At 40.8% G+C, this 26,133-nt stretch carries 30 protein-coding genes and 1 pseudogene; 5 read left to right on the top strand and 26 right to left on the bottom strand.

Features of this window, described 5'->3' with window-relative positions; genetic code table 11:
* The 22 genes from rplP to GEZ89_RS09665 form a co-directional block, all read right to left on the bottom strand.
* A complete protein-coding gene (rplP, locus tag GEZ89_RS01210; RefSeq protein WP_000960948.1) occupies positions 1-414 on the bottom strand; it encodes a 50S ribosomal protein L16 in 414 nt (137 codons plus the stop codon).
* Between the two features lie 3 nt (positions 415-417).
* Positions 418-1,071 carry a 30S ribosomal protein S3 gene (gene rpsC, locus GEZ89_RS01205; protein WP_000529936.1) on the bottom strand — a complete coding sequence of 218 codons (654 nt, stop codon included), beginning with the start codon at positions 1,069-1,071 and terminating at the stop codon, positions 418-420.
* Positions 1,072-1,083: 12 nt separating this feature from the next.
* A complete protein-coding gene (gene rplV, locus GEZ89_RS01200) occupies positions 1,084-1,428 on the bottom strand; it encodes a 50S ribosomal protein L22 (protein ID WP_000818137.1) in 345 nt (114 codons plus the stop codon).
* 11 nt (positions 1,429-1,439) lie between these two features.
* Positions 1,440-1,721: a 30S ribosomal protein S19 gene (gene rpsS / locus GEZ89_RS01195; protein ID WP_000533766.1), complete on the bottom strand. Its 282-nt coding sequence runs from the start codon at positions 1,719-1,721 to the stop codon at positions 1,440-1,442.
* Positions 1,722-1,825: 104 nt separating this feature from the next.
* Positions 1,826-2,659 carry a 50S ribosomal protein L2 gene (rplB, locus tag GEZ89_RS01190; protein WP_000512914.1) on the bottom strand — a complete coding sequence of 278 codons (834 nt, stop codon included), beginning with the start codon at positions 2,657-2,659 and terminating at the stop codon, positions 1,826-1,828.
* A 17-nt stretch (positions 2,660-2,676) separates the two neighbouring features.
* Complete coding sequence (locus tag GEZ89_RS01185; protein WP_001055347.1) at positions 2,677-2,973, bottom strand: 50S ribosomal protein L23; 297 nt, start codon at positions 2,971-2,973, stop codon at positions 2,677-2,679.
* The gene (gene rplD / locus GEZ89_RS01180) at positions 2,973-3,596 is read right to left on the bottom strand and encodes a 50S ribosomal protein L4 (protein ID WP_000024549.1); all 624 of its coding nucleotides are present in this window, start codon (positions 3,594-3,596) and stop codon (positions 2,973-2,975) included. Before rplD ends, GEZ89_RS01185 begins: the two co-directional genes overlap by 1 nt.
* A 24-nt stretch (positions 3,597-3,620) precedes the next feature.
* Complete coding sequence (gene rplC, locus GEZ89_RS01175; protein ID WP_000160197.1) at positions 3,621-4,247, bottom strand: 50S ribosomal protein L3; 627 nt, start codon at positions 4,245-4,247, stop codon at positions 3,621-3,623.
* A gap of 82 nt (positions 4,248-4,329) precedes the next feature.
* Positions 4,330-4,638 carry a 30S ribosomal protein S10 gene (gene rpsJ, locus GEZ89_RS01170; protein ID WP_001284513.1) on the bottom strand — a complete coding sequence of 103 codons (309 nt, stop codon included), beginning with the start codon at positions 4,636-4,638 and terminating at the stop codon, positions 4,330-4,332.
* 264 nt (positions 4,639-4,902) lie between these two features.
* A complete protein-coding gene (locus GEZ89_RS01165) occupies positions 4,903-5,526 on the bottom strand; it encodes a uridine kinase family protein (RefSeq protein ID WP_153224688.1) in 624 nt (207 codons plus the stop codon).
* Positions 5,523-6,119 carry an anaerobic ribonucleoside-triphosphate reductase activating protein gene (nrdG, locus tag GEZ89_RS01160; protein WP_075230997.1) on the bottom strand — a complete coding sequence of 199 codons (597 nt, stop codon included), beginning with the start codon at positions 6,117-6,119 and terminating at the stop codon, positions 5,523-5,525. The genes GEZ89_RS01165 and nrdG overlap by 4 nt, the downstream gene beginning before the upstream one ends.
* A 5-nt stretch (positions 6,120-6,124) precedes the next feature.
* Positions 6,125-6,625 carry a GNAT family N-acetyltransferase gene (locus GEZ89_RS01155; protein WP_075230998.1) on the bottom strand — a complete coding sequence of 167 codons (501 nt, stop codon included), beginning with the start codon at positions 6,623-6,625 and terminating at the stop codon, positions 6,125-6,127.
* A gap of 37 nt (positions 6,626-6,662) precedes the next feature.
* Positions 6,663-6,803 (bottom strand): hypothetical protein, encoded by a 141-nt coding sequence (locus tag GEZ89_RS01150; RefSeq protein ID WP_000521611.1) that lies wholly within the window; start codon positions 6,801-6,803, stop codon positions 6,663-6,665.
* Positions 6,804-6,814: 11 nt separating this feature from the next.
* Entirely contained in the window at positions 6,815-7,573 is a 759-nt protein-coding gene (locus GEZ89_RS01145; RefSeq protein ID WP_153224687.1) for a hypothetical protein, read from the bottom strand.
* 30 nt (positions 7,574-7,603) lie between these two features.
* Entirely contained in the window at positions 7,604-9,811 is a 2,208-nt protein-coding gene (gene nrdD, locus GEZ89_RS01140) for an anaerobic ribonucleoside-triphosphate reductase (RefSeq protein ID WP_153224686.1), read from the bottom strand.
* A gap of 118 nt (positions 9,812-9,929) precedes the next feature.
* Positions 9,930-11,483 (bottom strand): damage-inducible protein CinA, encoded by a 1,554-nt coding sequence (locus tag GEZ89_RS01135; protein WP_153224685.1) that lies wholly within the window; start codon positions 11,481-11,483, stop codon positions 9,930-9,932.
* A gap of 44 nt (positions 11,484-11,527) precedes the next feature.
* On the bottom strand, positions 11,528-11,662 hold the full coding sequence (locus GEZ89_RS09770) for a hypothetical protein (protein WP_265586415.1): 135 nt from the start codon (positions 11,660-11,662) through the stop codon (positions 11,528-11,530).
* 88 nt (positions 11,663-11,750) lie between these two features.
* Positions 11,751-13,667 (bottom strand): tRNA uridine-5-carboxymethylaminomethyl(34) synthesis enzyme MnmG, encoded by a 1,917-nt coding sequence (gene mnmG, locus GEZ89_RS01130; RefSeq protein ID WP_153224684.1) that lies wholly within the window; start codon positions 13,665-13,667, stop codon positions 11,751-11,753.
* Complete coding sequence (locus tag GEZ89_RS01125) at positions 13,657-14,088, bottom strand: NUDIX hydrolase (RefSeq protein ID WP_153224683.1); 432 nt, start codon at positions 14,086-14,088, stop codon at positions 13,657-13,659. Before GEZ89_RS01125 ends, mnmG begins: the two co-directional genes overlap by 11 nt.
* 8 nt (positions 14,089-14,096) lie before the next feature.
* A complete protein-coding gene (locus GEZ89_RS01120; protein WP_194251812.1) occupies positions 14,097-14,552 on the bottom strand; it encodes an NUDIX hydrolase in 456 nt (151 codons plus the stop codon).
* A gap of 140 nt (positions 14,553-14,692) precedes the next feature.
* A complete protein-coding gene (gene mnmA, locus GEZ89_RS01115) occupies positions 14,693-15,814 on the bottom strand; it encodes a tRNA 2-thiouridine(34) synthase MnmA (protein ID WP_153224681.1) in 1,122 nt (373 codons plus the stop codon).
* Positions 15,815-16,192: 378 nt separating this feature from the next.
* Positions 16,193-16,399, bottom strand: coding sequence for a hypothetical protein (locus GEZ89_RS09665; protein ID WP_153224706.1), 207 nt, complete (start codon positions 16,397-16,399; stop codon positions 16,193-16,195).
* A gap of 846 nt (positions 16,400-17,245) precedes the next feature.
* Here GEZ89_RS09665 and GEZ89_RS01105 point away from each other — a divergent pair.
* Positions 17,246-18,109 carry a helix-turn-helix domain-containing protein gene (locus tag GEZ89_RS01105; RefSeq protein WP_153224680.1) on the top strand — a complete coding sequence of 288 codons (864 nt, stop codon included), beginning with the start codon at positions 17,246-17,248 and terminating at the stop codon, positions 18,107-18,109.
* Between the two features lie 52 nt (positions 18,110-18,161).
* On the opposite strand, the gene GEZ89_RS01100 is transcribed toward GEZ89_RS01105, so the two are convergent.
* Positions 18,162-18,779, bottom strand: coding sequence for a LysM peptidoglycan-binding domain-containing protein (locus tag GEZ89_RS01100; RefSeq protein WP_153224679.1), 618 nt, complete (start codon positions 18,777-18,779; stop codon positions 18,162-18,164).
* 241 nt (positions 18,780-19,020) lie between these two features.
* On the opposite strand from GEZ89_RS01100, the gene sdaAB reads away from it, so the two are divergent.
* The 3 genes from sdaAB to GEZ89_RS01085 are packed head-to-tail and all read left to right on the top strand — an operon-like array spanning position 19,021 to position 21,238.
* Complete coding sequence (gene sdaAB / locus GEZ89_RS01095) at positions 19,021-19,692, top strand: L-serine ammonia-lyase, iron-sulfur-dependent subunit beta (RefSeq protein ID WP_153224678.1); 672 nt, start codon at positions 19,021-19,023, stop codon at positions 19,690-19,692.
* An 8-nt stretch (positions 19,693-19,700) separates the two neighbouring features.
* The gene (gene sdaAA / locus GEZ89_RS01090; protein ID WP_045762454.1) at positions 19,701-20,573 is read left to right on the top strand and encodes an L-serine ammonia-lyase, iron-sulfur-dependent, subunit alpha; all 873 of its coding nucleotides are present in this window, start codon (positions 19,701-19,703) and stop codon (positions 20,571-20,573) included.
* A 23-nt stretch (positions 20,574-20,596) separates the two neighbouring features.
* On the top strand, positions 20,597-21,238 hold the full coding sequence (locus GEZ89_RS01085) for an HAD hydrolase-like protein (protein ID WP_153224677.1): 642 nt from the start codon (positions 20,597-20,599) through the stop codon (positions 21,236-21,238).
* Between the two features lie 92 nt (positions 21,239-21,330).
* On the opposite strand, the pseudogene GEZ89_RS01080 reads toward GEZ89_RS01085, so the two are convergent.
* The 3 genes and pseudogenes from GEZ89_RS01080 to GEZ89_RS01070 form a co-directional block, all read right to left on the bottom strand.
* Positions 21,331-21,732: pseudogene (locus GEZ89_RS01080) on the bottom strand (DUF805 domain-containing protein); the annotation flags it as partial.
* A 179-nt stretch (positions 21,733-21,911) separates the two neighbouring features.
* Positions 21,912-23,762: a polysaccharide biosynthesis protein gene (locus GEZ89_RS01075; protein ID WP_153224676.1), complete on the bottom strand. Its 1,851-nt coding sequence runs from the start codon at positions 23,760-23,762 to the stop codon at positions 21,912-21,914.
* Positions 23,763-23,832: 70 nt separating this feature from the next.
* The gene (locus tag GEZ89_RS01070; protein ID WP_281335395.1) at positions 23,833-24,663 is read right to left on the bottom strand and encodes a glycosyltransferase; all 831 of its coding nucleotides are present in this window, start codon (positions 24,661-24,663) and stop codon (positions 23,833-23,835) included.
* 218 nt (positions 24,664-24,881) lie between these two features.
* Here GEZ89_RS01070 and GEZ89_RS01065 point away from each other — a divergent pair, with 218 nt between their 5' ends.
* Positions 24,882-26,048, top strand: a complete 1,167-nt coding sequence (locus GEZ89_RS01065; protein ID WP_153224675.1) for a CynX/NimT family MFS transporter — start codon at positions 24,882-24,884, stop codon at positions 26,046-26,048.
* The last annotated feature ends 85 nt before the right edge of the window (positions 26,049-26,133 follow it).

The following is a 26,133-nucleotide window of genomic DNA, read 5'->3' as shown; positions in this document are numbered from 1 at the left end:
TTATTCTGCTTCACGTTTTACGAATTTACATTTAACTGGCAATTTGTGGCTTGCAAGACGAAGCGCTTCGCGAGCGATCTCTTCAGAAACACCAGCAACTTCAAACATTACTTTACCACGTTTAACTGGTGCTACCCAACCTTCAGGTGCCCCTTTACCAGATCCCATACGAACCCCGATAGCTTTAGCTGTGTATGATTTGTGTGGGAAGATTTTAATCCAAACTTTACCACCACGTTTCATGTAACGAGTCATGGCGATACGAGCAGCTTCGATTTGGCGGTTAGTGATCCAGTGGCTAGTTGTAGCTTGAAGACCGTATTCACCGAATGCTACTTCTTTTCCACCTTTAGCTTCACCACGCATTTTACCACGGAATTCACGACGGTGTTTAACACGTTTAGGTACTAACATTGGTTATTTACCTCCTTTAGTGTTTTTACGAGCTGGAAGAACTTCACCACGGTAGATCCATACTTTAACACCAAGTTTACCGTATGTAGTGTCTGCTTCTTCCCAAGCGTAATCGATATCTGCACGAAGTGTGTGAAGTGGAACAGTTCCTTCAGAGTATCCTTCAGCACGGGCGATATCTGCACCGTTCAAACGACCTGATACTTGAGTTTTGATTCCTTTAGCTCCAGCACGCATAGCACGTTGGATTGCTTGTTTTTGTGCACGACGGAAAGCAACACGTTGCTCCAATTGACGAGCAATTCCTTCACCAACAAGGTGAGCATCCAAATCAGGTTGTTTGATTTCGATGATGTTGATGTGTACTTGTTTTCCAGTCAATTTGTTAAGTTTAGCACGGAGTGCATCAACGTTAGCACCACCTTTACCGATAACCATACCTGGTTTAGCAGTGTGAAGTGAAACGTTAACTTTGTTTACTGCGCGTTCAATTTCAATAGTTGAAACAGCTGCGTCAGCAAGTTCTTTTTGAACGAATTTACGGATTGCAAGATCTTCATGAAGGTAATCCGCGTATTCTTTTTCAGCATACCATTTGGCATCCCAATCACGGATGATGCCGACACGCATACCAATTGGATGTACTTTTTGACCCACGATTTTACCTCCTTATTTTTCTGCAACAGCTACAGTGATGTGAGCTGTACGTTTGTTGATTGGTGAAGCTGAACCTTTCGCACGTGGACGGAAACGTTTCATAGTTGGTCCTTCGTTTGCGAATGCTTCAGATACTACCAAGTTAGCTTTATCCAAACCAAAGTTGTTTTCAGCGTTAGCTACAGCTGAGTTCAAAACTTTCAAGATGATTTCAGCAGCTTTGTTTGGAGTGAATGTCAAAATTGCGATTGCATCGGCTACGCTTTTACCACGGATGTTGTCAAGAACAAGACGTGATTTACGAGGTGAAACACGTACTGTGCGAGCCATTGCTTTAGCTGAAGTAATTTCTGCCATTTATGTTCTCCTTATTTTCTACGTGTCTTCTTGTCGTCTGCGGCGTGACCTTTGTAAGTACGAGTTGGTGCAAATTCACCAAGTTTGTGACCTACCATGTCTTCTTGGATGTAAACAGGTACGTGTTTACGTCCATCATAAACTGCGATTGTGTAACCAATGAAACTTGGGAAGATCGTTGAACGACGTGACCAAGTTTTGATAACTTTTTTCTTTTCGTCGTTAGCTTGAGCTTCAACTTTTTTCATCAAATGCTCATCGACGAAAGGTCCTTTTTTAAGACTGCGTCCCATTTTTATATTTTCTCCTTTAAATTTTGTACCACAGCGGCTTGCGCTCACAAGGAGCGCTACCGAGCTGGCGGAATTTCCTAGTTGCTTAAGCGACTAGTTTTAAATTATTTCTCGTTGCGACGACGAACGATAAGTTTGTCAGATTTCGCTTTCTTGTTACGAGTTTTAAGACCAAGAGCAGGTTTGCCCCATGGAGTAGATGGTGCTTTACGACCAACTGGTGCTTTACCTTCACCACCACCGTGTGGGTGATCGTTAGGGTTCATTACAGAACCACGAACTGTTGGGCGGATACCTTTCCAGCGGCTACGTCCTGCTTTACCAAGGTTTACAAGTCCATGTTGTTCGTTTCCGACAACACCAACTGTAGCACGACAAGTTCCAAGAATCATACGAACTTCGCCTGATTGAAGACGAACAAGAACGTATTTACCTTCTTGTCCCAATACTTGAGCAGAAGCTCCAGCAGCACGAACCAATTCACCACCACGACCTGGTTTCAACTCAATGTTGTGGACCAAAGTACCAACTGGGATATTAGCAAGTGGAAGAGCGTTACCTACTTTGATATCTGCTTCAGGACCTGAAACGATACGTTGACCAACTTCAAGACCTTTTGGAGCGATGATGTATGCTTTCACACCGTCAGTGTAGTGTACAAGAGCGATGTTTGCAGAACGGTTTGGATCGTACTCGATAGTTTTAACAACTGCTTCAACGTTATCTTTGTTACGTTTAAAGTCAACCAAACGGTAGAAACGTTTGTGTCCACCACCTTGGTGACGAACTGTGATACGACCGTTGTTGTTACGACCAGCCTTGTTCTTCAAAGCAACAAGCAAAGTTTTTTCAGGTGTGCTTGTTGTGATTTCAGCGAAATCCAAAGAAGTCATATTACGGCGACCGTTTGTTGTTGGTTTATAAACACGAATTCCCACGATATTTCCTCCTTAGATTATTCAGCTTCAGCAGCAAACAACTCGATTGCTTTTGAATCAGCTGTAAGAGTGATGATAGCTTTTTTAGTTTTGTTAGTAAAACCAGTGTAACGTCCAACACGTTTAGCTTTAGGTTTTACGTTAATTGTGTTAACATTTGCAACTTTAACACCTTCGAAAGCAGCTTCAACAGCTTGCTTGATCAAAAGTTTGTGCGCACGAGTGTCAACTTCAAATACATATTTGCCTGCTTCAAGTTGAGCCATTGAGCTTTCAGTGATAACAGGTTTTTTGATAACATCATACAAATTCATTATGCAAGAACCTCCTCGATTTTAGAGATAGCTGCTTGAGTAACAAGAAGTTTGTCACTATTTGCGATGTCAAGAACACTTGCAGTTGTAGCAGTCGCAACTTTCACGTTTGGAAGGTTACGAGCTGAAAGAGCTGCGAATTCGTTTCCTTCTTCAAGAATAACAAGGACTTTAGAATCGATGCTCAAAGCTGCAAGAACTTTTGCAAATTCAGCAGTTTTTGGAGCTGTAAATTCAAGAGAATCAACGGCTACAAATTTGTTTTCAGCAACTTTTTCTGAGTAAACAGATTTTAGTGCAAGGCGACGAACTTTTTGAGGAAGTTTGTACGCATAGCTACGTGGAGTTGGTCCGAAGACGATTCCACCACCACGCCATTGTGGAGAGCGGATAGAACCTTGACGAGCACGTCCAGTTCCCTTTTGACGCCATGGTTTGCGTCCGCCACCTGAAACGGCTGAACGGTTTTTAACAGCGTGAGTTCCTTGACGAAGGCTAGCACGTTGGCTGATGATGACATCAAACACAACAGATTGGTTTGGTTCGATACCAAAGATTGCATCGTTAAGAACAACTTCGCCCGCTTGTTTACCAGTTTGGTCGAATAATGTTACATTTGCCATTTTGACTGTATTCCCCTTTCCTTATTATTTACCAGCTTTAACTGCTGATTTGATAGTGATAAGAGATTTCTTAGCACCTGGTACGTTACCTTTGATAAGGATAACGTTCTTTTCTGGAACAACTTGTACAACTTCAAGGTTTTGAATTGTTACACGGTCGCCACCCATACGTCCTGCAAGGTTTTTACCTTTGAATACGCGGTTAGGTGCAACAGGTCCCATAGAACCTGGACGACGGTGGTAACGAGAACCGTGAGCCATAGGTCCACGTGATTGTCCGTGGCGTTTGATAACACCTTGGAAACCTTTACCTTTAGAAGTACCAGTTACGTCAACAACATCTCCAGCTGCGAAAGTTTCAACTGTGATTTCAGCACCAACTTCCAAGCCTTCAACGTTTTTGAATTCACGAATGAAGCGCTTAGGAGCCGTGTTAGCTTTTGCTACATGTCCTTTAGCAGGTTTGTTGCTCAATACTTCGCGTTTGTCATCAAAACCAACTTGGATAGCGTTATATCCGTCTGTTTCAACAGTTTTAACTTGAAGAACAACGTTTGGAGTTGCTTCAATAACTGTTACAGGGATCAATTCGCCAGCTTCAGTGAAGATTTGAGTCATTCCCACTTTTTTCCCTAAGATTCCTTTTGTCATGAGAAAATAGTTCCTTTTCTATATTTTTTATTCAAAAAGTTTTTAACGAGCGTTTTTTATGCTCAAGTTATCAAGCTTTAAATTAAAGTTTGATTTCTACGTTTACACCACTTGGAAGATCCAATTTCATCAAAGCGTCAACTGTTTTTTGAGTTGGGTTAACGATATCGATCAAACGTTTGTGTGTACGCATTTCAAATTGTTCGCGAGAGTCTTTGTATTTGTGAGTCGCACGAATGATTGTGTAGAGGCTACGCTCAGTTGGAAGTGGGATTGGACCCGCAACTTGTGCACCTGTACGAGTAGCTGATTCTACGATTTTTGCAGCCGCTGTGTCAAGCGTACGGTGTTCGTAAGCTTTCAAACGGATACGGATTTTTTTGTTTGCCATCTTTTTCTCCTTTTCGTCTATTTAAGATAATAGGCTAGCTCCACAAGAAAACCGACGCGCGTTGCGTGGCAATGCAACCGAGCGTGTCGCAACCTCTTGCATCAAAGCTAAAGCTGTAATTTACAGCACCATAATAGAATAACACAAAGCCCCTGCGATTGCAAGGGATTTGACAGGTTTTTTTAAATTTTTTAGATGAAACTGTTTTCTTATTCCATTTTAATAAATTTTCATATTTAAGTGCTAGATTATCTGTCTTTTCTTCTATATAATGTTAGTTTTAATTTGAAATTTATCATCTGATTGATCTACCAAGATATCAGCTCTTGACTCGGTTTCTTTATAGTATTGTAGATACTGCTCTCGTCTCATCTGCTGACTAGCCAATATAATGGATGCATCGCCATTTCTCACAGTCGTATCTCGAGCTAGACGTCTCTTTAATTCGGTCTCCTCATCTGTGTAGAAACAAATGGTTTTGTCAAAGAGTTCCTTGGGTAGAAAACCCACAGACATCCCTTCGACTATCAGAATTGGTTTTGCTCCAGATAAGATCTCGCTAGCCTTCCAAGGTTCCTCAATTGTCAAGATGTCCATACCCGCTTGCAGAGCAAGAATATCTCTTTGTAAACTTGCCAGCTCATGCGCTACCGGTAAACATGCTGTCACCTTTTGGTCTGGTGTCTCTTTAGGTACTACTAAATGTCGTCCCGAAGTAATATAGGGATCTGTCTCTAGTAAATTTACCTTTTCAGCATCCAATATTTGGTACAATTCTTGAGCAAAAGTTGATTTTCCTGAAGCGCCGTGACCGTAGATACCCAGCGTTTTTACTTTTCCCGACTCTATTTCTGATACTAGTCTTTCTATTAATTCTTTTTTCTTCATTCTCTCTTCACCTGTTCATAGCTTTCTTTTCCATCGTTAAGCTTGTCCCAAATGACTACCTTTCCACTTTGGAGAGACTTTTGTACATCGATAATTCGTTGATTGGAAGAGCCGCGGAATTGAAGCATAAGATTTCTCTTGCTCCGATCATAGCGACCATCGACCAGGATATCAATCATAGATAAAAGCTCTAGCTTATCTGGAGTTTCCAGCATCATTTCTTCCCAAGTGTAGCCTGTCCAAGACCAGATGTCTTTTTCTGGCAATTCCTTTCGAATGCGTTTTACAAGGGGCAAAAGAATACCTGTATTGAGGAATGGCTCTCCTCCTAGCAAAGTCAATCCTTGAACATAGGGCTGGGCTAAGTCTGCCATGATTTGTTCTTCCAATTCTGGCGTATAAGGAATTCCTGCATTGAAAGACCAGGTCGCTACATTGTAACAGCCCTCACAGTGAAACATGCAGCCGGCTACATAGAGAGAATTGCGCACCCCTTCTCCATCCACAAAGTTAAAAGCCTTATAGTCAATGATACGCCCTTGACTAAGCTCCTCACTCTTCCACTCGCCTGGTTTTGGTGTATTCCATGTCATGCTTTCTACTCCAACTCTATCCAATAGCGCTCCGTTCCATTTCGAACATCCTCCAACTCTCCACCATTAGCTAAGATAACAGCTCGGCTTGCTGGATTTTCCGCGCTACAATTCACCAGAGCACGATGGATGTTCTTTTCTTTAGCCACTTGTAGACCTTGACGGAGAGCTTCCTTGGCATATCCTTTGCCTCTTTCGGAAGGGCGGATAGAATAGCCAATATGGCCAGCATAATTCAGTAAACCCTCATTCAGTCTCAACCGTAAATTTAAAAAACCTAAAGCATGGCCTGATTCATCAAACAATACGAACTGAATTGATGGAACGCGATTTTCCAGCAATCCTATTCCCATTTCTTTATTATGGCTAGTTTCCAACCACTTTTCATAGTCAAAGTTCTCAGTATCCCAAAATCCTCCATTGTGGGCTGATTGAGTCTGCTCAAACTCTGACATCATCTCTAAAATTGTTTCTTTATCTGCCAATCTTGGTCTGCGTAATATCATCTTTACCTCCAACTAAGAGAAAAGCGAGAGCGGACTCTCACTTTTTCTTATTCTTATTTAAAAATTGCTCTCTTAGGCTAGCCACTCGGTCTTTTTTATTAACTCCACCCTTTGAATGTTTTTCGTGGAATCGTTGAACCAAGGCCTTTCCCTTATCATCTAATTGATATTTTCCCATTCTATTTCTTTCTAATGCTTCAATTCACTATAATGATTATAAATCATTTCGTACTGCTCTGCCATTTTATAATCAAGCTCTTTAAATACTTCATCATCCGAGTATTTTAACTCATGAATATCAAATTTATTATATACTTTGTATTTTTCAAACAGTTCTTCTCCTTTATGTGAATTTTTCATTGCCACTAAATACAATTGAAATGATTCATTGTATTCTGCTAATATGTAAAAGTAACGATAATAACCAATTTTCTCCATTGATTCAATTGATGTGTTTAAAGGCGCCGAATGAATAACCTTGCTTCCATCCTCATCTCGAATTTCATCTGAAAAATATAAATTAATTTCACCATTTTGTAGCTCCTCTCTTTTAAAAAGGAGATACGGACGTTTCGAACTACTGCTTTGAATAACATTTCCATTCTCAGATAGCAGTTTTAATTGTTGGACGCCATTTAATTCACGAATGTTTATATTGTAGTTTAACGTCTTATTTACAATCGTAAGCCCTTCAACCCCCATTATTTGAACTGGTGCATGCAACTTGGGAGGAGTCGTCTCTATGTCTGTAATCTCAATTCCATATTCTTTTCTAGCCACATTATTCGCCTCGTTTGAGAGACTATTTGCCTGTTCTGCTATAGCATTAGCCACCTTACTCAATTGATTCGATTGAGCACTGAGAACAAGCCCTATACAACCAATTAGCAACGTCTCTACTACAAACTTATAATTATTTTTTATCCAACATAATGCTCTATTTATCATCTAATTGATATTTTCCCATTCTATCTCTTTCTAATTTCTTACTTCATGTCCTGCTGTTTTAATAGTTGAACCGTTCATGTGTTTCACACGCGCAGCAATTTCCTTGTGGCGTCCATTCACCATCGGACGCGCTTGTGGGTTCCCAAGATAGCCACAGGTTCGTTTAACCACGTCTACTGTTTTAGGATCACTATTGCCACAGTTAGGACACGCAAATCCTCTCTCAGTTGGATCAAAGTCTCCTTCGAAATCACACTTGTAGCAACGATCAATCGGAGTATTTGTTCCTAGATAACCTACACGGTCATAAGCATAATCCCAAACAGCTTCCAAGGCCTTTGGATTTTGTTGAAGAACAGGATACTCACAGTAGTGGATAAATCCACCTGATGCTCCCGCTTCTGGATAAACCTTCTCGAAATCCAATTTTTCAAAAGGAGTTGGATTTTTACGGACATCATAATGGAAGGAATTTGTGTAGTACTCTTTATCCGTTATATCTGGAATAGAACCGAATTTCTCTGTATCCAGGCGACAGAAGCGGTCTGTTAAACTTTCAGATGGTGTCGAATAAATAGAGAAGTGATAGCCATATTGGTCTGACCACTCTTCTACTCGATGTTTCATGTCTCGAATGATATCAAGAGTGAATTCTTTAGCTTCTGGATTGTTTTCCCAATTGTTGCCAAAGAATACTGTTGCCACCTCATAAAGTCCAATGTAGCCAAGCGAAACAGTAGCACGGCGATTCTTAAAGAGTTGATCAACACTTTCTTCTTTCCCAAGACGACGGCCAAAAGCTCCGTATTGATAAAGAATTGGTGCATTAGCTGGAGTGGCTTCCTTGGTTCTTTCCACACGATAAACTAGAGCATCTTCAGCGATATTCATACGCTCATTGAAGATTTCCCAGAACTTGTTCAGGTCTCCTTCAGACTCGAGGGCGATACGAGGAAGATTGACTGTTACCACACCTAGGTTCATACGACCTGAATTAACTTCTACTCCATTTTCATCCTTCCATCCTTGAAGGAATGAACGACATCCCATCGGAACCTTGAAAGAACCTGTCAATTCGATAATCTTATCGTAAGACAAGACATCTGGATACATGCGCTTAGTTGCACACTCAAGGGCCAACTGCTTGATATCGTAGTTAGGTGAGCCTTCCTCCAAGTTAAGTCCTCTTTTAAGAGTGAAGATGAGTTTAGGGAAGATAGCTGTACGGTGTTCTGAACCAAGCCCCTTGATACGAATGTTTAAAATTGCCTTTTGAATTTCGCGTTCAAAACGATTGGTTCCTAATCCGAAACCAAGGGAAGTAAAGGGTGTTTGCCCATTTGAAGTGAAGAGGGTATTGATTTCATACTCCAATGATTGCATAGCATCATAGATGTCTTTTTGGGTTTTCTTCCAGGCATATTCTTCGCACTTGTCAGACAGTACCCATTCCTCTGCATCTTTGAGGTGTTTTTGGTAATTTTTTTCTGCATAAGGAGCCAAGACTTCATCGATACGGTCTGCTGAACAGCCTCCATACTGACTTGATGCAACGTTGGCGATGATTTGCGATATCTGAGCAGTCGCAGTCTGAATAGACTTAGGACTCTCTACCTCAGCATTCCCAATCTTAAAACCATTTTCCAACATACCCTTAAAATCAATCAGACAGCAGTTGGTCATCGGAGTGTAAGGGCTATAGTCCAAATCGTGATAGTGGATATCCCCTTTTTGGTGGGCATTAGCCACATGCTTAGGAAGCATTTGAAGACCGATTGATTTCCCAACAATCCCCGCCGTCAAATCACGCTGGGTATTAAAAACATCACTATCTTTATTAGCATTCTCATTGACAACTGCCTGGTCTTTGTTGAGAAGTTTATGGATACTGAAGTTGATATCTGTTGCTTTTGAGCGCTCAAAATCCCTTTGAGTTCTATAAGTGATATATTCCTCTGCCAAGGCATATTCTTTAGCTTCCAATAACTCATGTTCTACGATATTTTGGATTTCATAGATTTTTACACCTTGAGGAAAGCGACTATGAATCTCTTCTACAATACGTTCAACTAGAGTATTAAGACGCTTTTCTACCAAGGGGGTTACATCCATGACTTTTTCCGCAGCCTTATGCAAGGCTTTGTCAATCTTATCTACATCAAAAATGACGCGTCTGCCGTCACGCTTTTCGACGAATAAGGTTGGATCAGGATTTGTTTTCTCTTCTAATACAATCATATCCAGGCTCTTTTCTTAAATATTCTTTCTTAAAGTATTATATCACTATAAAAATAAAAATCAATATCTAGTATTAAAATTCATATTTTCATAAAATTTACACTAGATATTGATTATTTTATTTTAATTTGTAAAGTTTAAAGTCTTTGAATTCACTTTGAACTGGTTGATAACTTTCTGCCAGAAGCTGTTCTACTTCCGTCCAGAGAGCTGTTTTGGTATTGACCACAATCACTTTAGGCTGATTATCACGTAAATCATTGACAAGTTTGCTACGATTTGCATCAAGGCCAGTATATAATTTTGGTGATAGCAACTGACTAGCTGCTAAACGTTCACTAGTCTTATAACCATTAGTAAGATCATCCCATAGATAAATACGATCTGTTGCCTGTGTTTGTCCTTTAACCGTAGTTTCTATACGAGTTCGTTCTTGATATTGTTCTGAGTGAAGAACATAACGAGCTACCAGAGGAGCAAAAAATAGGTAGGCCAAAGCTAACACTGGCAAATAGACATTACCCTGAAGAAATATTGCCCATATTGAAGGAACTTCTCGATGTCTTCTACGGCGATTGGCTCCTTCTAATTCCCCAGTTCGAATGTGAGTCAATAGAAAAATGGACAAGAAAGGAAGAAAAGTAGCTAGACGACTACCGTGAATCGGTTCTGTAGAGAAAATTTCCAATCCTAGTAACGATAAGATAGCTACTGAAGCAAAAATAGATAAGACGTATTGCTTGCTTGGTTTAGACTGGAAAAGCCCTGTAAATACGAATCTTAATCCTCCAAGACCAATTGTTAACAATCCATAAAAAAGGAGGTTGTCTAGCAAGGCTGGATTGGACATAAACTTCAAACTATCTACTGGATAGAGAATTTGACTAATAGCATTCCCGAAACTCCCATTATAAGCCGTATAGTAACCAATTGGATAAAAGAAAAGTGAGAACCCAAGACCAGCTGCAAAAAATTGATAGAGCCCATGAACTAAGCGACCACGCCCAATATTAAAGGCTAACAATGCAAAGAATAAGACTAGAGCATATAGAGCTGTAACTAGAGGGGCAAAAAAGAATGCTAGAGCCAAGCTAATCCCAACACGCACGAAACCTTTGTCATGATTATACTCTACCAAATACCTTGTTACTAAACTAAGAGCGTAAAACAGGAATGGAAGGGCCAAAATGGTGGCATAACCACCGCCAAAGCTAAGTCCTCCAACAAGAAGATAAAAGATGGTCAACACTTGTTGCGACTGCTTGTTCTCCTCCGTCAAGGTATAAGTTGAACGGAAAAGAAAAATCCCAGCACCCACTAGAGCAAGCCAAGTAAAGGCTGCAAACAAAATACTACCCTTGCTTAGATACTGTAAAAAGTAATAGAGAAGACCACTCGTTCCAAAATAGTCTGTGTAGATATCTCCCCCCTGGTGCATCGCCCATCCCATATAAAAATCTTGTGCCTGTTCTGGGCTAGTTAGTCCTAGCAAGAAAGGAAGAACTACAGATACAAGTACAACTAAAGTGCTCCAGATTAGGATCTTAAATAATGGTAAGGGAGCAAATGAACTTGGTTCATCCTCGAAGCGCTCCTCTCTCCCAACTAAATCATCCTGAATTCCCGTCCAAGATGGAGTTGGTTCCTCTTCTAATCTGCCATATACGTTCATTCATTCTCTCCTATGTTTTAATTTGTTCTAGTATATCAAAAAGTCTAAAGCTTGTCAGCCTGTGGTGGCCATTTGTCTAACTTTTGACAGAGACTAGTGAAGCGCTCAATCTCATAAAAACGATGATAGGAAGCATTTTTATAGTGATCTAAAAAATTTTTTTCTTCTACCGTCAGCATAATCTTCCTCCTTTTCTCTTTATTCGAAAATAGAGGACGATTCTATCAAAAAAGCTGAATTCCTAAAAGAGAATTCAGCACTTTGTCTTTAGTCAGCCTTTTTTTCTAGATTTTTTGAAATACTTCGATTTTTACCTTCTAGATACACCATGAGAATGGAAATATCTGCCGGGTTTACTCCCGAAATACGGCTGGCTTGTCCGATGGTTTCTGGATTGATGAGTTTGAACTTCTGGCGAGCCTCAGTCGCGATAGAATCAATGTCATCCCAGTCGATGTTGGCTGGAATACGTTTTTCTTCCATGCGTTTCATCTTGGCAACCTGGTCCATGGCTTTTGAGATGTAGCCTTCGTACTTGATTTCTGTTTCAATCAATTCGATAATCTTGTCATCTAACTCTTCAGCAGCAGGTCCAATAAAGGCTACCACATCTTGGTAAGAGACTTCTGGACGACGGAGGAACTCCTTGGCAGTGACTGCATCTGTCAATGGTTTGAAGCCCATTGCTTCAACCTTAGCATTGGTTTCCTTGACTGGCTTGAGTTTGATGCTATCCAAACGCTTCATCTCATTGTCAAATTGGTTTTTCTTGATTTCAAAACGAACCCAGCGTTCATCGTCAACAAGGCCAATCTCGCGTCCCATCTCTGTCAAACGCATATCGGCATTATCATGACGGAGAATGAGGCGGTATTCAGCACGACTGGTCAAGAGACGGTAGGGTTCAATGGTCCCCTTTGTTACCAAGTCGTCAATCATCACTCCGATATAACCGTCGCTTCGTTTCAAAATCAACTCAGGCTTGCCTTGAACTTTCAGAGCGGCATTGATGCCAGCGATAATCCCTTGACCAGCAGCCTCTTCGTAACCTGACGTTCCATTTGTCTGACCCGCTGTGAAAAGTCCTGAGATTTTCTTGGTTTCCAGAGTCGCACGCAACTGATGCGGCAAGACCATGTCGTACTCAATAGCATAACCAGTACGCATCATCTCTGCATTTTCCAAACCTTTGATGGAATGTACCAAGTCACGTTGTACATCTTCAGGAAGACTGGTTGAGAGACCTTGGACATAAACTTCTTCTGTATTGCGTCCTTCTGGCTCTAGGAAAAGTTGGTGGCGTTCCTTGTCCGCAAAGCGCACAATCTTGTCCTCAATCGACGGACAGTAACGAGGCCCCACTCCCTTAACCACACCTGTAAACATAGGAGCACGGTGGAGATTGTTTTGGATAATCTCATGGCTGGTACCATTGGTGTAAGTCAACCAACATGGCACCTGATCTTTGACATAATCCTCATCACGTGAAGTATATGAGAAGTGATTAGGTGCTTCGTCTCCTGGCTGAATCTCTGTCACATCGTAGTTGATAGAAGAAGCCTTGACACGTGGAGGCGTTCCTGTCTTGAAACGACCAATTTCGAGTCCCAGTTCCTTGAGATTGTCAGCTAGGTTAATCGAAGCTAAACTGTGATTTGGTCCTGACGAGTACTTGAGGTCTCCGATGATGATTTCCCCACGGAGGGCAGTCCCTGTGGTCACAATAACAGCCTTAGCAGCATACTCTTGATGGGTCGCAGTACGCACACCGACAACCTTGCCATCTTCCACCAAAATCTCATCAATCATGGTTTGACGAAGAGTGAGATTCTCTTGATTTTCAACTGTCTTGCGCATTTCCTTAGAGTAGAGTTCCTTGTCAGCCTGCGCACGAAGAGCACGAACAGCTGGACCTTTCCCAGTGTTGAGCATCTTCATCTGGATGTAAGTCTTGTCAATGGTCTTGGCCATTTCCCCACCGAGAGCGTCGACTTCACGCACGACAATTCCCTTGGCAGAACCACCGATAGAGGGATTACATGGCATGAAAGCCAACATTTCAATGTTGATAGTCGCAAGCAAGACCTTGCAACCCATACGGCTAGCAGCTAGGGAAGCTTCCACCCCGGCATGCCCAGCACCGATAACTATAATATCGTATTCTTCTATAAAATTATAAGTCATTTCTTAACCTTTCAAAAATTTCTCGCAAATAGGGAACTAGCTTCTCCTCCTCTAGAGCTTGATCCATGGTAACCCATTTAAAGTGCGTATGCTCTTCAGGATCTAATCTGATAATTGGCTTCTCCCCAACCCACTCTGCTTTATAAACTAAGCGAGTAAAGACAATATCCTTTGAGGTATCCAGTTGACTATCTTCGTGAAGAAGTTTGAGCGAACTGCTGTCTAGCCTAATTCCCGCTTCTTCAATACATTCTCTAAGAGCTCCATCTCGCGGAAGTTCACCCTTTTCAACCCCGCCACCAGGAATATCCCAGTAAGTCGGATAAACGTTGGGTTGTCCTCTTTTAATTTCCGAACGCTGAATGAGTAAATAATCACCACCACTATGAACAAGTACATGGGCAATAAGCTTAACCATCATTTTCTCTCCTATTCGTTAAGATGGATGTGTCGTAATTGTCCGTCCCAATCTGGTAGGGCTGTCTTTAAAAAGGCTGGAACCAGCTGAATATCCTCAAACTTGTCCAAGTCAATCCACTCACAGGGTTGCGTTTTCTCATCTTCCTGCATGGTCAACGGGGCATCTTCAAGCAAATCCACTAGATAATGAAACTCGATATTGTGATAATAGACACCGTCTTGTTCAAAACGATTTTCAACTACAAAAGCTAGTTGCCCAGCTTGAGCTTTGACACCCAGTTCTTCCTTCACTTCACGGACTACCGCATCTTCCGTTCTCTCATTGACTTGAATCGCACCACCAATAGTGTAATACTTGCCCTTGTCTTTGGTAACTAGAAGCTTGTGATTTTGGACAATCAAGGCTGTCGCCCGAACTCCAAAAACCGTATTTTCTACTTTTGTCCGAAAGTCTTGTTGAATCATCTTTTTCCTTTCCTCTAAACGACACAAAAACAGTCAAAACTCCAAAGAAGTGCAGGACAAAAAAGCCTGCAACATCCATGAGCTTTGACCATCATTTCTATTGCTTTTATTATTGTAGCAAATTGAGAAAATTTGTCAATCTAAATGTACTGACAAACCTTACCATCGCGGTAGGCATTGTCAATCAAACCACCACCGAGACATTCTTCACCATCGTAAAAGACAACTGCCTGTCCTGGTGTGATCGCACGCTGTGGCTCCGCAAAGATGACCTCTGCCTTGTCTCCTTTGACATGTACTGTCACCTTAGAATCAGGCTGACGATAGCGGAATTTGGCTGTGCATTCTAGCGTAAATTCCTCTGGCATGTCACGGGTAAAGTGGACTTGACTAGCCTCAAGGCTGGTTGACATGAGCGAATCATGGTAGAATCCTTGGCCGACATAGAGGATATTCTTGCTCAGATCTTTTCCGACAACGAACCAAGGGGCATTGTCACCACCGTGTTGACCACCGATACCGAGTCCCCCACGCTGACCAATCGTATAATACATCAGACCAGCATGCTCACCCATATCGCGACCATCCACAGTCATCATTCGACCAGGTTGAGCTGGCAGGTAGTTGCTGAGAAATTCTTTAAAGTTCTTTTCTCCGATAAAGCAAATCCCTGTCGAGTCTTTCTTCTTAGCCGTCGCAAGTCCTGCTTCTTCAGCTATTTTTCGTACTTCAGGTTTTTCCAAATGTCCCAGTGGGAACATGGTTTTTTGGAGTTGTTCTTGCGAAAGTTGACTGAGGAAATAGGTCTGATCCTTGCCATTGTCCACACCACGAAGCATGTGAACGATGCCATCCTCATCACGCACAACTCGAGCATAATGCCCAGTCGCTACATAGTCTGCGCCTAAGGTCATAGCATAGTCCAAAAAGGCCTTGAACTTGATTTCCTTGTTACACATAACATCTGGATTTGGCGTGCGCCCTGCACGGTATTCCGCTAGGAAATACTCAAAGACGCGGTCCCAGTACTCTTTTTCAAAATTAACAGAGTAGTAAGGAATGCCGATCTGGTCTGCCACCGCAGCCACATCCTTGTAATCCTCGGTCGCCGTACAGACGCCGTTTTCATCTGTGTCGTCCCAGTTCTTCATGAAGATACCGATCACATCGTAGCCCTGCTCCTTGAGCAAGAGAGCCGTCACCGACGAATCAACACCACCACTCATCCCCACGACAACACGTGTTTTAGAGTTATCACTCATGGTAAGTCTCCCATCTATTCGTTTATTCATACCCTTCAAAATTCTATTCATTATGACTTTCAATAGAATTTCTTTGAGTATAGTCTTTTCGTTTTCTTTTAGGACTAGGCAACGAGTCGCAGGCATAACTTGAGTTCGCTCAATCAGTCTGGGAGACTGATTGAGATTATAAATCAGACAAGCTCAGCTTGCATCTCATTTCGAGTTAACGACGTAATAAAAGATAAACGAAATGACTAGTTCACGATTGAAGGTCGTGTTTGCTTAACGATTGAAGGTCGTTTGAGCAGTTTTCATTATAACATGCTTGGTTGGAGAAGACAAGAAAGAGGCTGATAATCTACCAACCTCTGGTTTTAAATACATTTCAAGTCCAAACTATTCTTTATAGAAAAAAGTCCTATAAATTCGAGCAATAGTTAAAATACAAACAAATATAATTCCCAAAATAGATAATACTATTTTCACAAAACTCATTTCAGAACCTATAACATATATATGAAAAAGAGGGGCTAGTCCTACACATAGAGACAATAGATAACTAATAAATCTTATCTCACCAATTCCTGCAAAAAAATGTTTCATTTTAAATATCCCAATTTTACCTTTCATCTTTATAATCCACTAACAAATCTATTGACTTCTCTTTTTTTGAAAAATCTTGATAGCAAATTTACTCCACTTAAAGACATTAAAATTTCAATCGTCAGAATTTCTCCAAGAAAAAATGCAAACTGACAAAATTCCTGCTAAAACACTATACTCCTAGCAAATAGAGAGTCAGCAGAAATAAAACAACCGAAATTGGCAGGAAAGCAGCGCGATTTGTTTTACAAAAAATGGAATAACAAAGACTACCTATCGAAAATGACAGAATAACTTCAATAGTTATCTTTAGAGCAGGGTAATATATATTTTTAATAAAAAGAATTAAAAGGATAAACAATACCAATGAACAAAGAACGGATTTGATATAAAATTTTAAATGAGTCATAATTTATTTTTTAGATTCTACCTACTATAGATAAAATCACCTTTCTTATTTTCTTCTCATGATATCCACTTTAATGTCTTGATTAGAACTTCTGTGAATATAAATATGGTAAATGAAAAATCGGACTTTTAACTAAAAGAAATTGATGAAACATGTAAAGATTTGAGATCCTAATGAATATACTCAATGCAGATTTTATTTTGACAGTAGTTCTATAACAACTCTAAATAACACTGGGGTTGCTAGAATCAACATAACCCCTGCCACAAAGACAATGATTACCCGAAATAGATCTTTATTTTTACGCATTGAAACAACCTCCAATCTATTATTTTCTAGCTACATGATACCTCTTATTTACTTTCTATATTCTTATGATACAATATATTTAATAAAATTCAATTTATTGTTAACTTTTTTCACGAAAAGGAGAAAACATGCGGTATGATTTCGGAAAAGTATATAAAGACATACGTGAGTCAAAAGGATTGACCCAAGAAGAGGTCTGTGGAAATGTCCTTTCAAGAACCAGTCTTTCCAAGTTTGAAAGTGGCAAGGCAACTCCAAAATATGAAAACATGGAGTTTCTTCTCCATCAAGTCAATATGAGTTTTGAAGAGTTTGAATACATCTGCCATCTCTATCAGCCAAGCCAGCGAACAGAAATCATGCAAACCTATCTCAATACGAGTTCCATCTTTGGTACCAGTAGTCTAGTCAATTTATTTGAAACATGCCAAGACTATCTCAAGATCTATCACGATCTCCCTATAAAGGAAATCAGAGATATGCTGGAAGTTGTCATTTATATCCGTCAACATGGAACAGGACAGCTTTCAATCCAAGTGGAACAAACGGTCAAAAAGCTTTGGGAAAAAATTGAAAAACAAGATACATGGTATGAAAGCGACCTAAAAATCCTCAACACCATACTTTTTAGCTTTCCCATCGAACACCTCCACCTCATCACTGAACTAATCTTGCAGCGCTTGGAAGAATATAAAAACTATCGACATTTATATGAATTACGAATGGCAATCCTACTCAATCTGTCCACCATTTACTTGTACAACCAAGATAAAAATACCTGTCAACAAATCTGCTACACCTTACTAGAGGATGCCAAGAAAAAGAAAAGATACGATATTTTGTCTATCACTTATGTTCGAATAGGTATTTGCACTAGTAATAATCATCTTATTCAAAAGGGCTTCTCACTTCTGGAGTTAACTGATGAAACCTCAATGCTATCTCACCTCAAAAAGGAAGTAGAGACCTGTTATCAAGCAAAGGAAATATAAAAAAAGTCGAGGAAATCCCTCGACTTTTGCATCTTATTTTGTTCGTCAGTTCTTAGTACCAACCGTTGTTAAGCCAGAAGTTCTTAGCTGCAGTCCATGAACCGTAACGTCCTGCTACATAAGAGTCTGCTACACGTTCTTGGTTTTCAGCTGAGTAGTCACCGTTCAAGTATGAATCTGTCAATTGGTAACGTCCGATGTAACGTCCGTTTGTAGCTGTGTAGCTACCGCCTGATTCTTTTTGAGCGATCCATTCTTTAGCTTCTGCTTCAGATCCGCTTACAGTTGAAGTTGATGCTGAAGTTTCTGTTGTAGCAACAGTTTCTTCTGCTACAGTTACGCTTGCTGCTGGCGCTTCATAAGTTGTTGTTTCAGTAGCTGCAGGTGCTGCTACTGGAGCTTCTGCTGTCGTAGCTGAAGTTGCTGGTGCTTCACCATCAATAACCAATACTTGGTCTACATAGATCAAATGAATATCTTTAATCTTATTTTTTTCTGCCAATTTTTCAACAGTTGTATTGTATTTTTCAGCGATTCCTGATAGAGTGTCACCTGATTTTACTGTGTAAGTTGTTGTTTCTTGTGCAAAAGTAAGTGATGGTGCAAGGAAAGCAAGCGCTGCTGCTACTCCTACAAGTCCTGTTTTAATTTTGTTAGTTGTTGATTTCATATTAAAAGATTCTCCTTCTTTCTTATATTTCCATCATACCCTACTATTATTACTGTTTCTTGACGGTTTTATGTAGAAATGTTACAAGACTATGTTTTATTTCACTTAAATAGCCTCTTTTTGTTACAAAAGGCTTGATTTTATAGGCTTTATGGGGAGTTTAGATATTTTATCATGGAATTGAGCGCTTGCATCTAATCTTTGATATAATAGAGTTAAGAATCTTTTTAAGGGGAAACAGATGCAATCACTTCGTTTTCAATCTGTCTTTGATATCATTGGGCCAGTCATGATTGGCCCATCTAGTAGTCACACGGCAGGAGCTGTTCGTATCGGTAAAATCGTCTCTTCTATCTTTGACGATACTCCAACCGAGGTCGAGTTCCAGCTTTTTAATTCTTTTGCAAAAACCTATCGAGGGCACGGAACTGATCTCGCCCTAGTCGCTGGAATCTTAGGAATGGAAACAGATGATCCAGAAATTCCAAATAGTTTAGAAATTGCCCACAAGCGTGGCATCAAAATTGTTTGGACCATTCAGAAAGACAGTAACGCCCCTCACCCAAATACTACGAAAATCACTGTTAAGAATGAGCACAAGACCATCAGTGTGACAGGAATTTCAATCGGCGGTGGAAATATCCAGGTAACAGAGCTCAATGGCTTTGCCGTATCCCTCAACATGAACACCCCTACCATTATCATCGTTCATCAGGATGTTCCTGGTATGATTGCTCATGTAACAGAGGCTCTCTCTCGCTTTGACATTAACATCGCCCAAATGAATGTAACCCGAGAAAAAGCTGGTGAGAAAGCCATTATGATTATCGAAGTTGATAGTCGCAACTGTGATGAATCTATCGAAGAGATTCGTAAAATTCCTCATTTGCATAATGTCAATTTCTTTCAATAGGAGAAAATATGTTTTATTCTATCAAAGAATTAGTCGAACAAGCCGAACTTGATTTTCAAGGAAATGTTGCTGAACTCATGATTACGACCGAGTTTGAGCTAACAGGTCGTGAACGAGAAGAAGTTCTCCTTCTCATGGAGCGCAACCTTGAAGTCATGAAAGCTTCAGTTGAGCTTGGTCTTAGTGAAAAAAAATCTCGTAGTGGTTTGACAGGTGGTGACGCTGCCAAGCTTGACCACTACATCAAAAAAGGAAAGACCCTATCAGACTTCACTGTCTTGTCTGCAGCCCGTAATGCTATCGCCGTTAATGAACACAATGCCAAGATGGGACTGGTCTGTGCAACACCTACTGCTGGTAGTGCAGGCTGCCTTCCAGCCGTTCTCACTGCTGCTATTCAAAAGTTGGATTTAACTCATGAACAACAACTAGACTTCTTATTCGCTGCAGGTGCTTTTGGACTCGTGATTGCTAACAACGCTTCTATCTCGGGAGCCGAAGGTGGCTGCCAGGCCGAAGTCGGTTCAGCTTCAGCCATGAGTGCCGCTGCCCTAACTCTAGCTGCAGGCGGAACACCTTATCAAGCGAGCCAGGCTATCGCCTTCGTTATCAAAAACATGCTCGGCCTAATCTGTGACCCCGTTGCAGGTTTGGTTGAAGTTCCTTGTGTCAAGCGGAATGCCATGGGAGCAAGTTTTGCCTTCATCGCAGCCGATATGGCTCTGGCTGGTATCGAATCAAAAATTCCAGTTGATGAGGTCATTGACGCCATGTATCAAGTAGGATCTAGCTTACCAACTGCCTTTCGTGAAACTGCTGAAGGGGGGCTCGCTGCCACACCTACAGGTCGTCGCCTTCAAAAAGAAATCTTCGGCGAATAATTTCATCATTATGAGGAGAATCAATGTCATCTATATCTGCTATCTTTTTTGACTTAGATGGAACGCTAGTTGATAGTTCTATCGGTATCCATAATGGTTTCACCTATACCTTTGACCAACTTGGAGTTTCTAGTCCTGGTGCCAAAACCATTCGAGGTTTTATGGGTCCCCCACTAGAAACCAGCTTTGCTAGTTGTTTACCAGCTGAGCAAATAGAGGAAGCCATCCAGCTCTATCGTTCTTATTATAAGGAAAAGGGTGTGTACGAAGCCCAACTCTTTCCACATATCAAAGATTTACTCGTAGAACTAGCTGAGCATTATCCTCTTTATATCACTACTACGAAGAATACACCAACCGCAGTTGACATGACTAACAATTTTGGGATTGACCACTTCTTTGATGGCATTTATGGTTCAAGCCCTCAAGCCCTACACAAGGCAGATGTCATCCGTCAAGCTTTGACAACTCATAACTTGGAGCCAGAAAAAGTGGTTATTATCGGAGATACCAAGTTTGATATGATTGGTGCCCAAGAAACTGGCATTAAGAAATTAGCGGTAACCTGGGGATTCGGTGATGAGAAAGACCTCATGGGCTATAATCCTGACTGGATCGCTCACCAAACAGAGGATATTTTAAATCATTTACAAAAGAAAGATTAAGCAAAAGACCCCCAAATCTAGCATCTCCTAGACTTGGGAGTCTTTTTGTTTGTACTTGACTAGGAAAAATGCCTTTCACCACACTGGTTACATTACTCAAAGGGGGAAACTTCTTCGGTTTCAACTTCTTTAGATCTGTCGATAGTGACTATTTCTACTTCCTTAGTGGGCATAGCTAACAAGACTAGTAAAGCAATTCCTCCAACCACGGGAATAAAATGTACAAAAATCAGAGCCCAGTGAAAACCAGCATCACGGAGACGGCGAACTGTCAAAGCTAACATAGGTAAGATTAGGGCAAGACCGAAAATCATATAGACAATAGCGAGTCCACCCAAGGCAAGAAAAGCACCCTCTTCTCCTTCGCTAAATATAGCATTAAAGTATGCTGAATAAAGAGGGATAAGAAGTAGTATGTTTGTTAGCCAAATCCACCAATACTCTGAACGTGTTGAACGGCCTGTAAAATCTACATAACCTTTAAAGAAATTCTTATTAAGCGTTAATCATAAGTTACTCCCTAATTTTTTTATTTACTATAGCTTATCATATCTGTTCACTAATAACAAGTTTGTTCAAAAAACTCTGAAAATCTCTCCAAATCTAGAAAAAAAGATACTATCCCTTCCCTCCTGTCAAAAAGAGTTCCAGGGATAATACCTTAGTTTTGTTTTTAATCAGTGTGAGTTGTTTCATTGGCAAAACCGATAATGGCTTGCTTCAACTCTGAACCTTGCAAGGCACGGAATTCTTCAATCTTTTGATTGATGACTTCAAGTGGCATGACATTAACCTTACCAACAAAAATCTTATCCATGACTTGATTATCAACTAATTCAGTAGATACCAACAACTCCTCATAGAGTTTCTCACCTGGACGAATCCCCACTTCTACAATCGGAATTTCATTTTCAGTACGTCCACTAAGAAGAACCATTTTCTTGGCCAAATCATAAATTTTAACTGGTTTGCCCATATCAAGGATAAAGACCTCTCCATCTTTAGCATAAGCTCCTGCATGGATCACCAAACGGCTAGCTTCTGGAATGGTCATAAAGTAACGAGTCATACGGAAGTCCGTCACAGTCACTGGACCACCCTCTGCAATCTGACGCTCAAACACTGGAATCACACTACCACGGCTACCAAGAACATTCCCAAAACGAACCGCACAATAGGTAGATTGACTACGTTGGTTGAATCCTGTAACAATCAACTCTGCCACACGTTTGGTAGCTCCCATTACGTTTGGTGGATTAACGGCCTTATCGGTCGAAATCATAACCATCTTCGGTACCTTAGCGGCGTCAACTGCCTTGGCAACATTGTAAGTTCCGAGGATATTATTTTTAAAGGCTTCTTTTGGATTACGCTCCATCATCGGCACGTGCTTATGGGCAGCAGCGTGGTAAACAATGGCTGGTTGGTACTGCTCAAATACTTGAAGCAAGCGATCATAGTCTTGGATGTCTGCAATCACAGGAACATAGTCAATTCCTTGGAAGCTACGAATCAATTCATGATAAATCAGATAAATAGAGTTTTCCCCATGCCCCAAGAGAACCACGCGCTCTGGATTAAAGCGACTAACCTGACGGCAAATCTCAGACCCGATAGAACCTCCTGCACCTGTCACTAAGATGGTTTTTCCAGTAATTTCTGAGCCTAGGCGTGACTCATCTAGTTGAATTTCTTTACGTCCCAAAAGGTCAGTAATATCGATTTTTTGGAAACCACCTACCTGAGGATGCAATCCTTGTACAACTGACTCAATCTTAGGCATCTTATAACACTTCAAGCCAAGTTGGTTACACATTTTTAGGATACGCTCATACTCGGATGGATCAAGAGAAGGAATCGCAACGATAACTTTTTCAATCTGATGACGTTTTGAGAGTTCTGGTAACTGTTCATAAGATCCTAAGACTGGGATTCCACCTAGTTTTTGACCTTTTTTCTTCTCATCATTATCCAAAATACCCACTAACTCAAGATCACTCGTAGGATGTTGGTAGCTGTTCATAAAGAGAGCTCCACCGTCTCCCGCACCAATCAAGAATGTACGACGGTGTTCCCCTTCTCCATCACCCTTTTTACGTCTAGAATAGATCAACTGCCAAGCAATACGTGGGAGCAAGATCAAGAAGGTGCTGAGCAAGATAAAGAGAACGATGAAACGCACAGAGAATAGTGGCAAGAAGGCATAGCAAAGGAGATAGGACAAGACACTGCTGACACTTACTCCAATGAATATCTTCATAAAGTCTGTGATTTTGCTATAACGACTAATGCTAGCATTGAGCCCCCAGAATCCAATCATGATTTGATAGAAAAGGAAGGTCAAGCTTGTATAGATGACATAGTCCACAGGAGCTGGATTGATCAATCCATAAAACAAGATATAAGAAACAATGATTGAGGAAATCATGCTGGCAGCATCAAAAATCCCCCAAAAGACTTGTTTTTGTTGTTTATTTAACACTTCAACCAGATCAATTACATAATCTGTCATTTTTTTATTCATGTGAATGGTATCCTCCTACACAAAATCACATTTTCTAGTAATTACAAGACATTTTTCTAAAACCGATTAGTTATTTGCTTTTTCTCAATAGTTTTAAAAATATGAACTGTCGGACAAAGCCTGGACATAGGGCAACGACAACTTGGATTAAAACACTTTTCAGATATTCGCCATAAGAAATCTGTCCACGCGCGTGCATTCTTTGACGTGCTTGGCGATAGAGTTTGAGATAGCGAAGGCCACCACGACGTTCAAACATCCCCGCTCCCACGCGTACCTTACAAAGAATCTGATCCACATTTCCAGTTCGAGCACCAGCACTAATCATATTGAGCCAGAGCAAATCGTCTTCCATATAGAGCCCATCTTCGTAGTTACCTGCCTTGAGAACCATCTCTTTTTTAAACATAACAGTCATATGATTAAAGGCACTTCTCATACGTTGGTAATCAATGATATCCTCATGCTTAATCGGCACACGACGGTAAGAAACAATTTCGTCAGGTTGGTCGATGAATTCTGCGATATGACCACCTAGCAAGTCCAAATTTTCTGTTTCCATCAATTCAAACTGTTGCTCGAAACGATCTTCAACAGCGATATCATCCGTATCCATACGGGCAATGACGTCATACTGGCACTGCAAAACACCATACTGTAGTGCCAAGCCCAAACCACGGTTTTGCTCCAATGGATAGCGTTTGATTGGAATACTTGACTGTGCTTCCAATTCCTCCAAAACTTGATATAGTTCAGGTGTCAGTGGACCATCTTCAACGATAACCACTTCACTAGGTTTGAGCGTTTGATGTAAGATACTTTTTACAGCCTCTTCTAAGAAGACAGGATTTTCTTTGATGTAGACTGACATCAAGACGCTAAATTTCCGATTTTCAGACACAGCAGTTCTCCAATGTATAGATTTTCTTTCACTATTTTATCACAAATTTCCTGACTTTCCTATTTTTATTTGAATCCCAGAAAAAAACTAGTAAATCTCTCCTTCTTTTTACCCATGATTTCACTGAGCTAAATAGCCGATTCCCTCACACCATCTTGACATCTATGGGAAAAAGCCTTAAAATAAGCTGTTATCAAAATCAGTTTATTGAGGTGCACATGAACAAACGATCACTCTTTTTTATTCTAGGAATTATCTTAATCGGAGCGGTCTTAAGAGCTCCTTTTACGGCCTTACCAACTGTTTTGGGAGATATTGCTCAAGGTTTAGGAGTTGAGGTCAGTTCACTTGGGGTTTTGACCAGCCTTCCTCTCTTGATGTTTGCTCTTTTCTCCTCTTTTGCGACGCGTTTGGCTCAAAAGATTGGACTTGAGCATCTTTTTACCTACAGCCTCCTCGTCTTAACCATCGGTTCAGTGATTCGTATCTTCAATCTTCCCCTTCTCTATCTGGGAACCTTACTCATCGGAGCAAGTGTCGCTATTTTTAACGTACTTCTTCCTAGTATGATTCAGGCAAACTACCCACAAAAGATTAGCTTCCTGACAACGGTTTATGTTACGACTATGGGAATCGCGACAGCACTAGCTTCCTACCTCTCTGTACCCATTACTCAGGCAACATCTTGGAAGGGGCTGATTCTCTGCCTGTCCATGGTCTGCCTGCTAACCTTATTGGCCTGGTTCCCCAACCATGGCCACAATCATTTTCTAGAAGGGCATGAAGAGAAAACAGAAAAAGAGAATATCCTAAAAAGCAAGCAAGTTTGGGCTATTATTGTCTTCGGTGGACTACAGTCCTTACTCTTCTATACCAGTATGACCTGGTTACCAACCATGGCCATCAGTGCAGGGCTAGCTCATACGGACGCTGGTCTTCTGGCTTCTATCTTTTCACTGATTAGTATCCCCTTCTCGATGACCATTCCAAGTTTAACAACTCATTTGTCCAATCGTCACCGTCAAATCATGTTAACAGTCATCTCTCTGGCTGGTATGTTAGGAATTGCCATGCTTCTATACCCTAGCAGTAATTTCTTTTACTGGTTGGTTGCCCATCTCTTGATTGGTACTGCTTGTAGCGCTCTTTTCCCTTACCTCATGGTTTGCTTCTCCATCAAAACCAGCTCTCCTGAAAAGACGGCTCAATTATCTGGTCTTGCCCAGACCGGTGGTTACATTTTAGCTGCCTTTGGACCAACTCTCTTTGGTTACAGTTTTAACATGTTCCAGTCTTGGGTTCCAGCGGTACTGATTCTTCTAGTAATTGATATCATCATGACAATCGCCCTCTTTATGGTGGATCGAGCGGATAAAATCCTCTAATCTTCTAGTTTTTACTAGGAGATTTTTTATATATAAAATTTTTACACATATTACTTGACAGGGCTTACATTTAGATGTATGATGT

Source organism: Streptococcus mitis (assembly GCF_009496285.1).
GTDB lineage: Bacteria > Bacillota > Bacilli > Lactobacillales > Streptococcaceae > Streptococcus > Streptococcus mitis_BP.
This window is presented reverse-complemented; position numbering and strand designations above follow the sequence as displayed.

Bases quoted from the DNA above. Each gene is read 5' to 3' on its own strand.
- GEZ89_RS01075 (WP_153224676.1), bottom strand. From the start codon at position 23,762: ATGAATAAAAAAATGACAGATTATGTAATTGATCTGGTTGAAGTGTTA.
- GEZ89_RS01185 (WP_001055347.1), bottom strand. From the start codon at position 2,973: ATGAATTTGTATGATGTTATCAAAAAACCTGTTATCACTGAAAGCTCA.
- GEZ89_RS01105 (WP_153224680.1), top strand. From the start codon at position 17,246: ATGCGGTATGATTTCGGAAAAGTATATAAAGACATACGTGAGTCAAAA.
- sdaAA (WP_045762454.1), top strand. From the start codon at position 19,701: ATGTTTTATTCTATCAAAGAATTAGTCGAACAAGCCGAACTTGATTTT.
- GEZ89_RS01065 (WP_153224675.1), top strand. From the start codon at position 24,882: ATGAACAAACGATCACTCTTTTTTATTCTAGGAATTATCTTAATCGGA.
- GEZ89_RS01085 (WP_153224677.1), top strand. From the start codon at position 20,597: ATGTCATCTATATCTGCTATCTTTTTTGACTTAGATGGAACGCTAGTT.
- rplD (WP_000024549.1), bottom strand. From the start codon at position 3,596: ATGGCAAATGTAACATTATTCGACCAAACTGGTAAACAAGCGGGCGAA.
- mnmA (WP_153224681.1), bottom strand. From the start codon at position 15,814: ATGAGTGATAACTCTAAAACACGTGTTGTCGTGGGGATGAGTGGTGGT.
- rpsS (WP_000533766.1), bottom strand. From the start codon at position 1,721: ATGGGACGCAGTCTTAAAAAAGGACCTTTCGTCGATGAGCATTTGATG.
- GEZ89_RS01165 (WP_153224688.1), bottom strand. From the start codon at position 5,526: ATGAAGAAAAAAGAATTAATAGAAAGACTAGTATCAGAAATAGAGTCG.
- GEZ89_RS01100 (WP_153224679.1), bottom strand. From the start codon at position 18,779: ATGAAATCAACAACTAACAAAATTAAAACAGGACTTGTAGGAGTAGCA.
- rplP (WP_000960948.1), bottom strand. From the start codon at position 414: ATGTTAGTACCTAAACGTGTTAAACACCGTCGTGAATTCCGTGGTAAA.
- sdaAB (WP_153224678.1), top strand. From the start codon at position 19,021: ATGCAATCACTTCGTTTTCAATCTGTCTTTGATATCATTGGGCCAGTC.
- rplV (WP_000818137.1), bottom strand. From the start codon at position 1,428: ATGGCAGAAATTACTTCAGCTAAAGCAATGGCTCGCACAGTACGTGTT.
- GEZ89_RS01135 (WP_153224685.1), bottom strand. From the start codon at position 11,483: ATGAACGTATATGGCAGATTAGAAGAGGAACCAACTCCATCTTGGACG.
- rplC (WP_000160197.1), bottom strand. From the start codon at position 4,247: ATGACAAAAGGAATCTTAGGGAAAAAAGTGGGAATGACTCAAATCTTC.
- GEZ89_RS01150 (WP_000521611.1), bottom strand. From the start codon at position 6,803: ATGGGAAAATATCAATTAGATGATAAGGGAAAGGCCTTGGTTCAACGA.
- nrdG (WP_075230997.1), bottom strand. From the start codon at position 6,119: ATGACATGGAATACACCAAAACCAGGCGAGTGGAAGAGTGAGGAGCTT.
- nrdD (WP_153224686.1), bottom strand. From the start codon at position 9,811: ATGATTGTATTAGAAGAGAAAACAAATCCTGATCCAACCTTATTCGTC.
- GEZ89_RS01120 (WP_194251812.1), bottom strand. From the start codon at position 14,552: ATGATTCAACAAGACTTTCGGACAAAAGTAGAAAATACGGTTTTTGGA.
- rpsJ (WP_001284513.1), bottom strand. From the start codon at position 4,638: ATGGCAAACAAAAAAATCCGTATCCGTTTGAAAGCTTACGAACACCGT.
- GEZ89_RS01145 (WP_153224687.1), bottom strand. From the start codon at position 7,573: ATGATAAATAGAGCATTATGTTGGATAAAAAATAATTATAAGTTTGTA.
- GEZ89_RS01125 (WP_153224683.1), bottom strand. From the start codon at position 14,088: ATGATGGTTAAGCTTATTGCCCATGTACTTGTTCATAGTGGTGGTGAT.
- GEZ89_RS09665 (WP_153224706.1), bottom strand. From the start codon at position 16,399: ATGAAACATTTTTTTGCAGGAATTGGTGAGATAAGATTTATTAGTTAT.
- GEZ89_RS09770 (WP_265586415.1), bottom strand. From the start codon at position 11,662: ATGCTGACGGTAGAAGAAAAAAATTTTTTAGATCACTATAAAAATGCT.
- mnmG (WP_153224684.1), bottom strand. From the start codon at position 13,667: ATGACTTATAATTTTATAGAAGAATACGATATTATAGTTATCGGTGCT.
- GEZ89_RS01155 (WP_075230998.1), bottom strand. From the start codon at position 6,625: ATGATATTACGCAGACCAAGATTGGCAGATAAAGAAACAATTTTAGAG.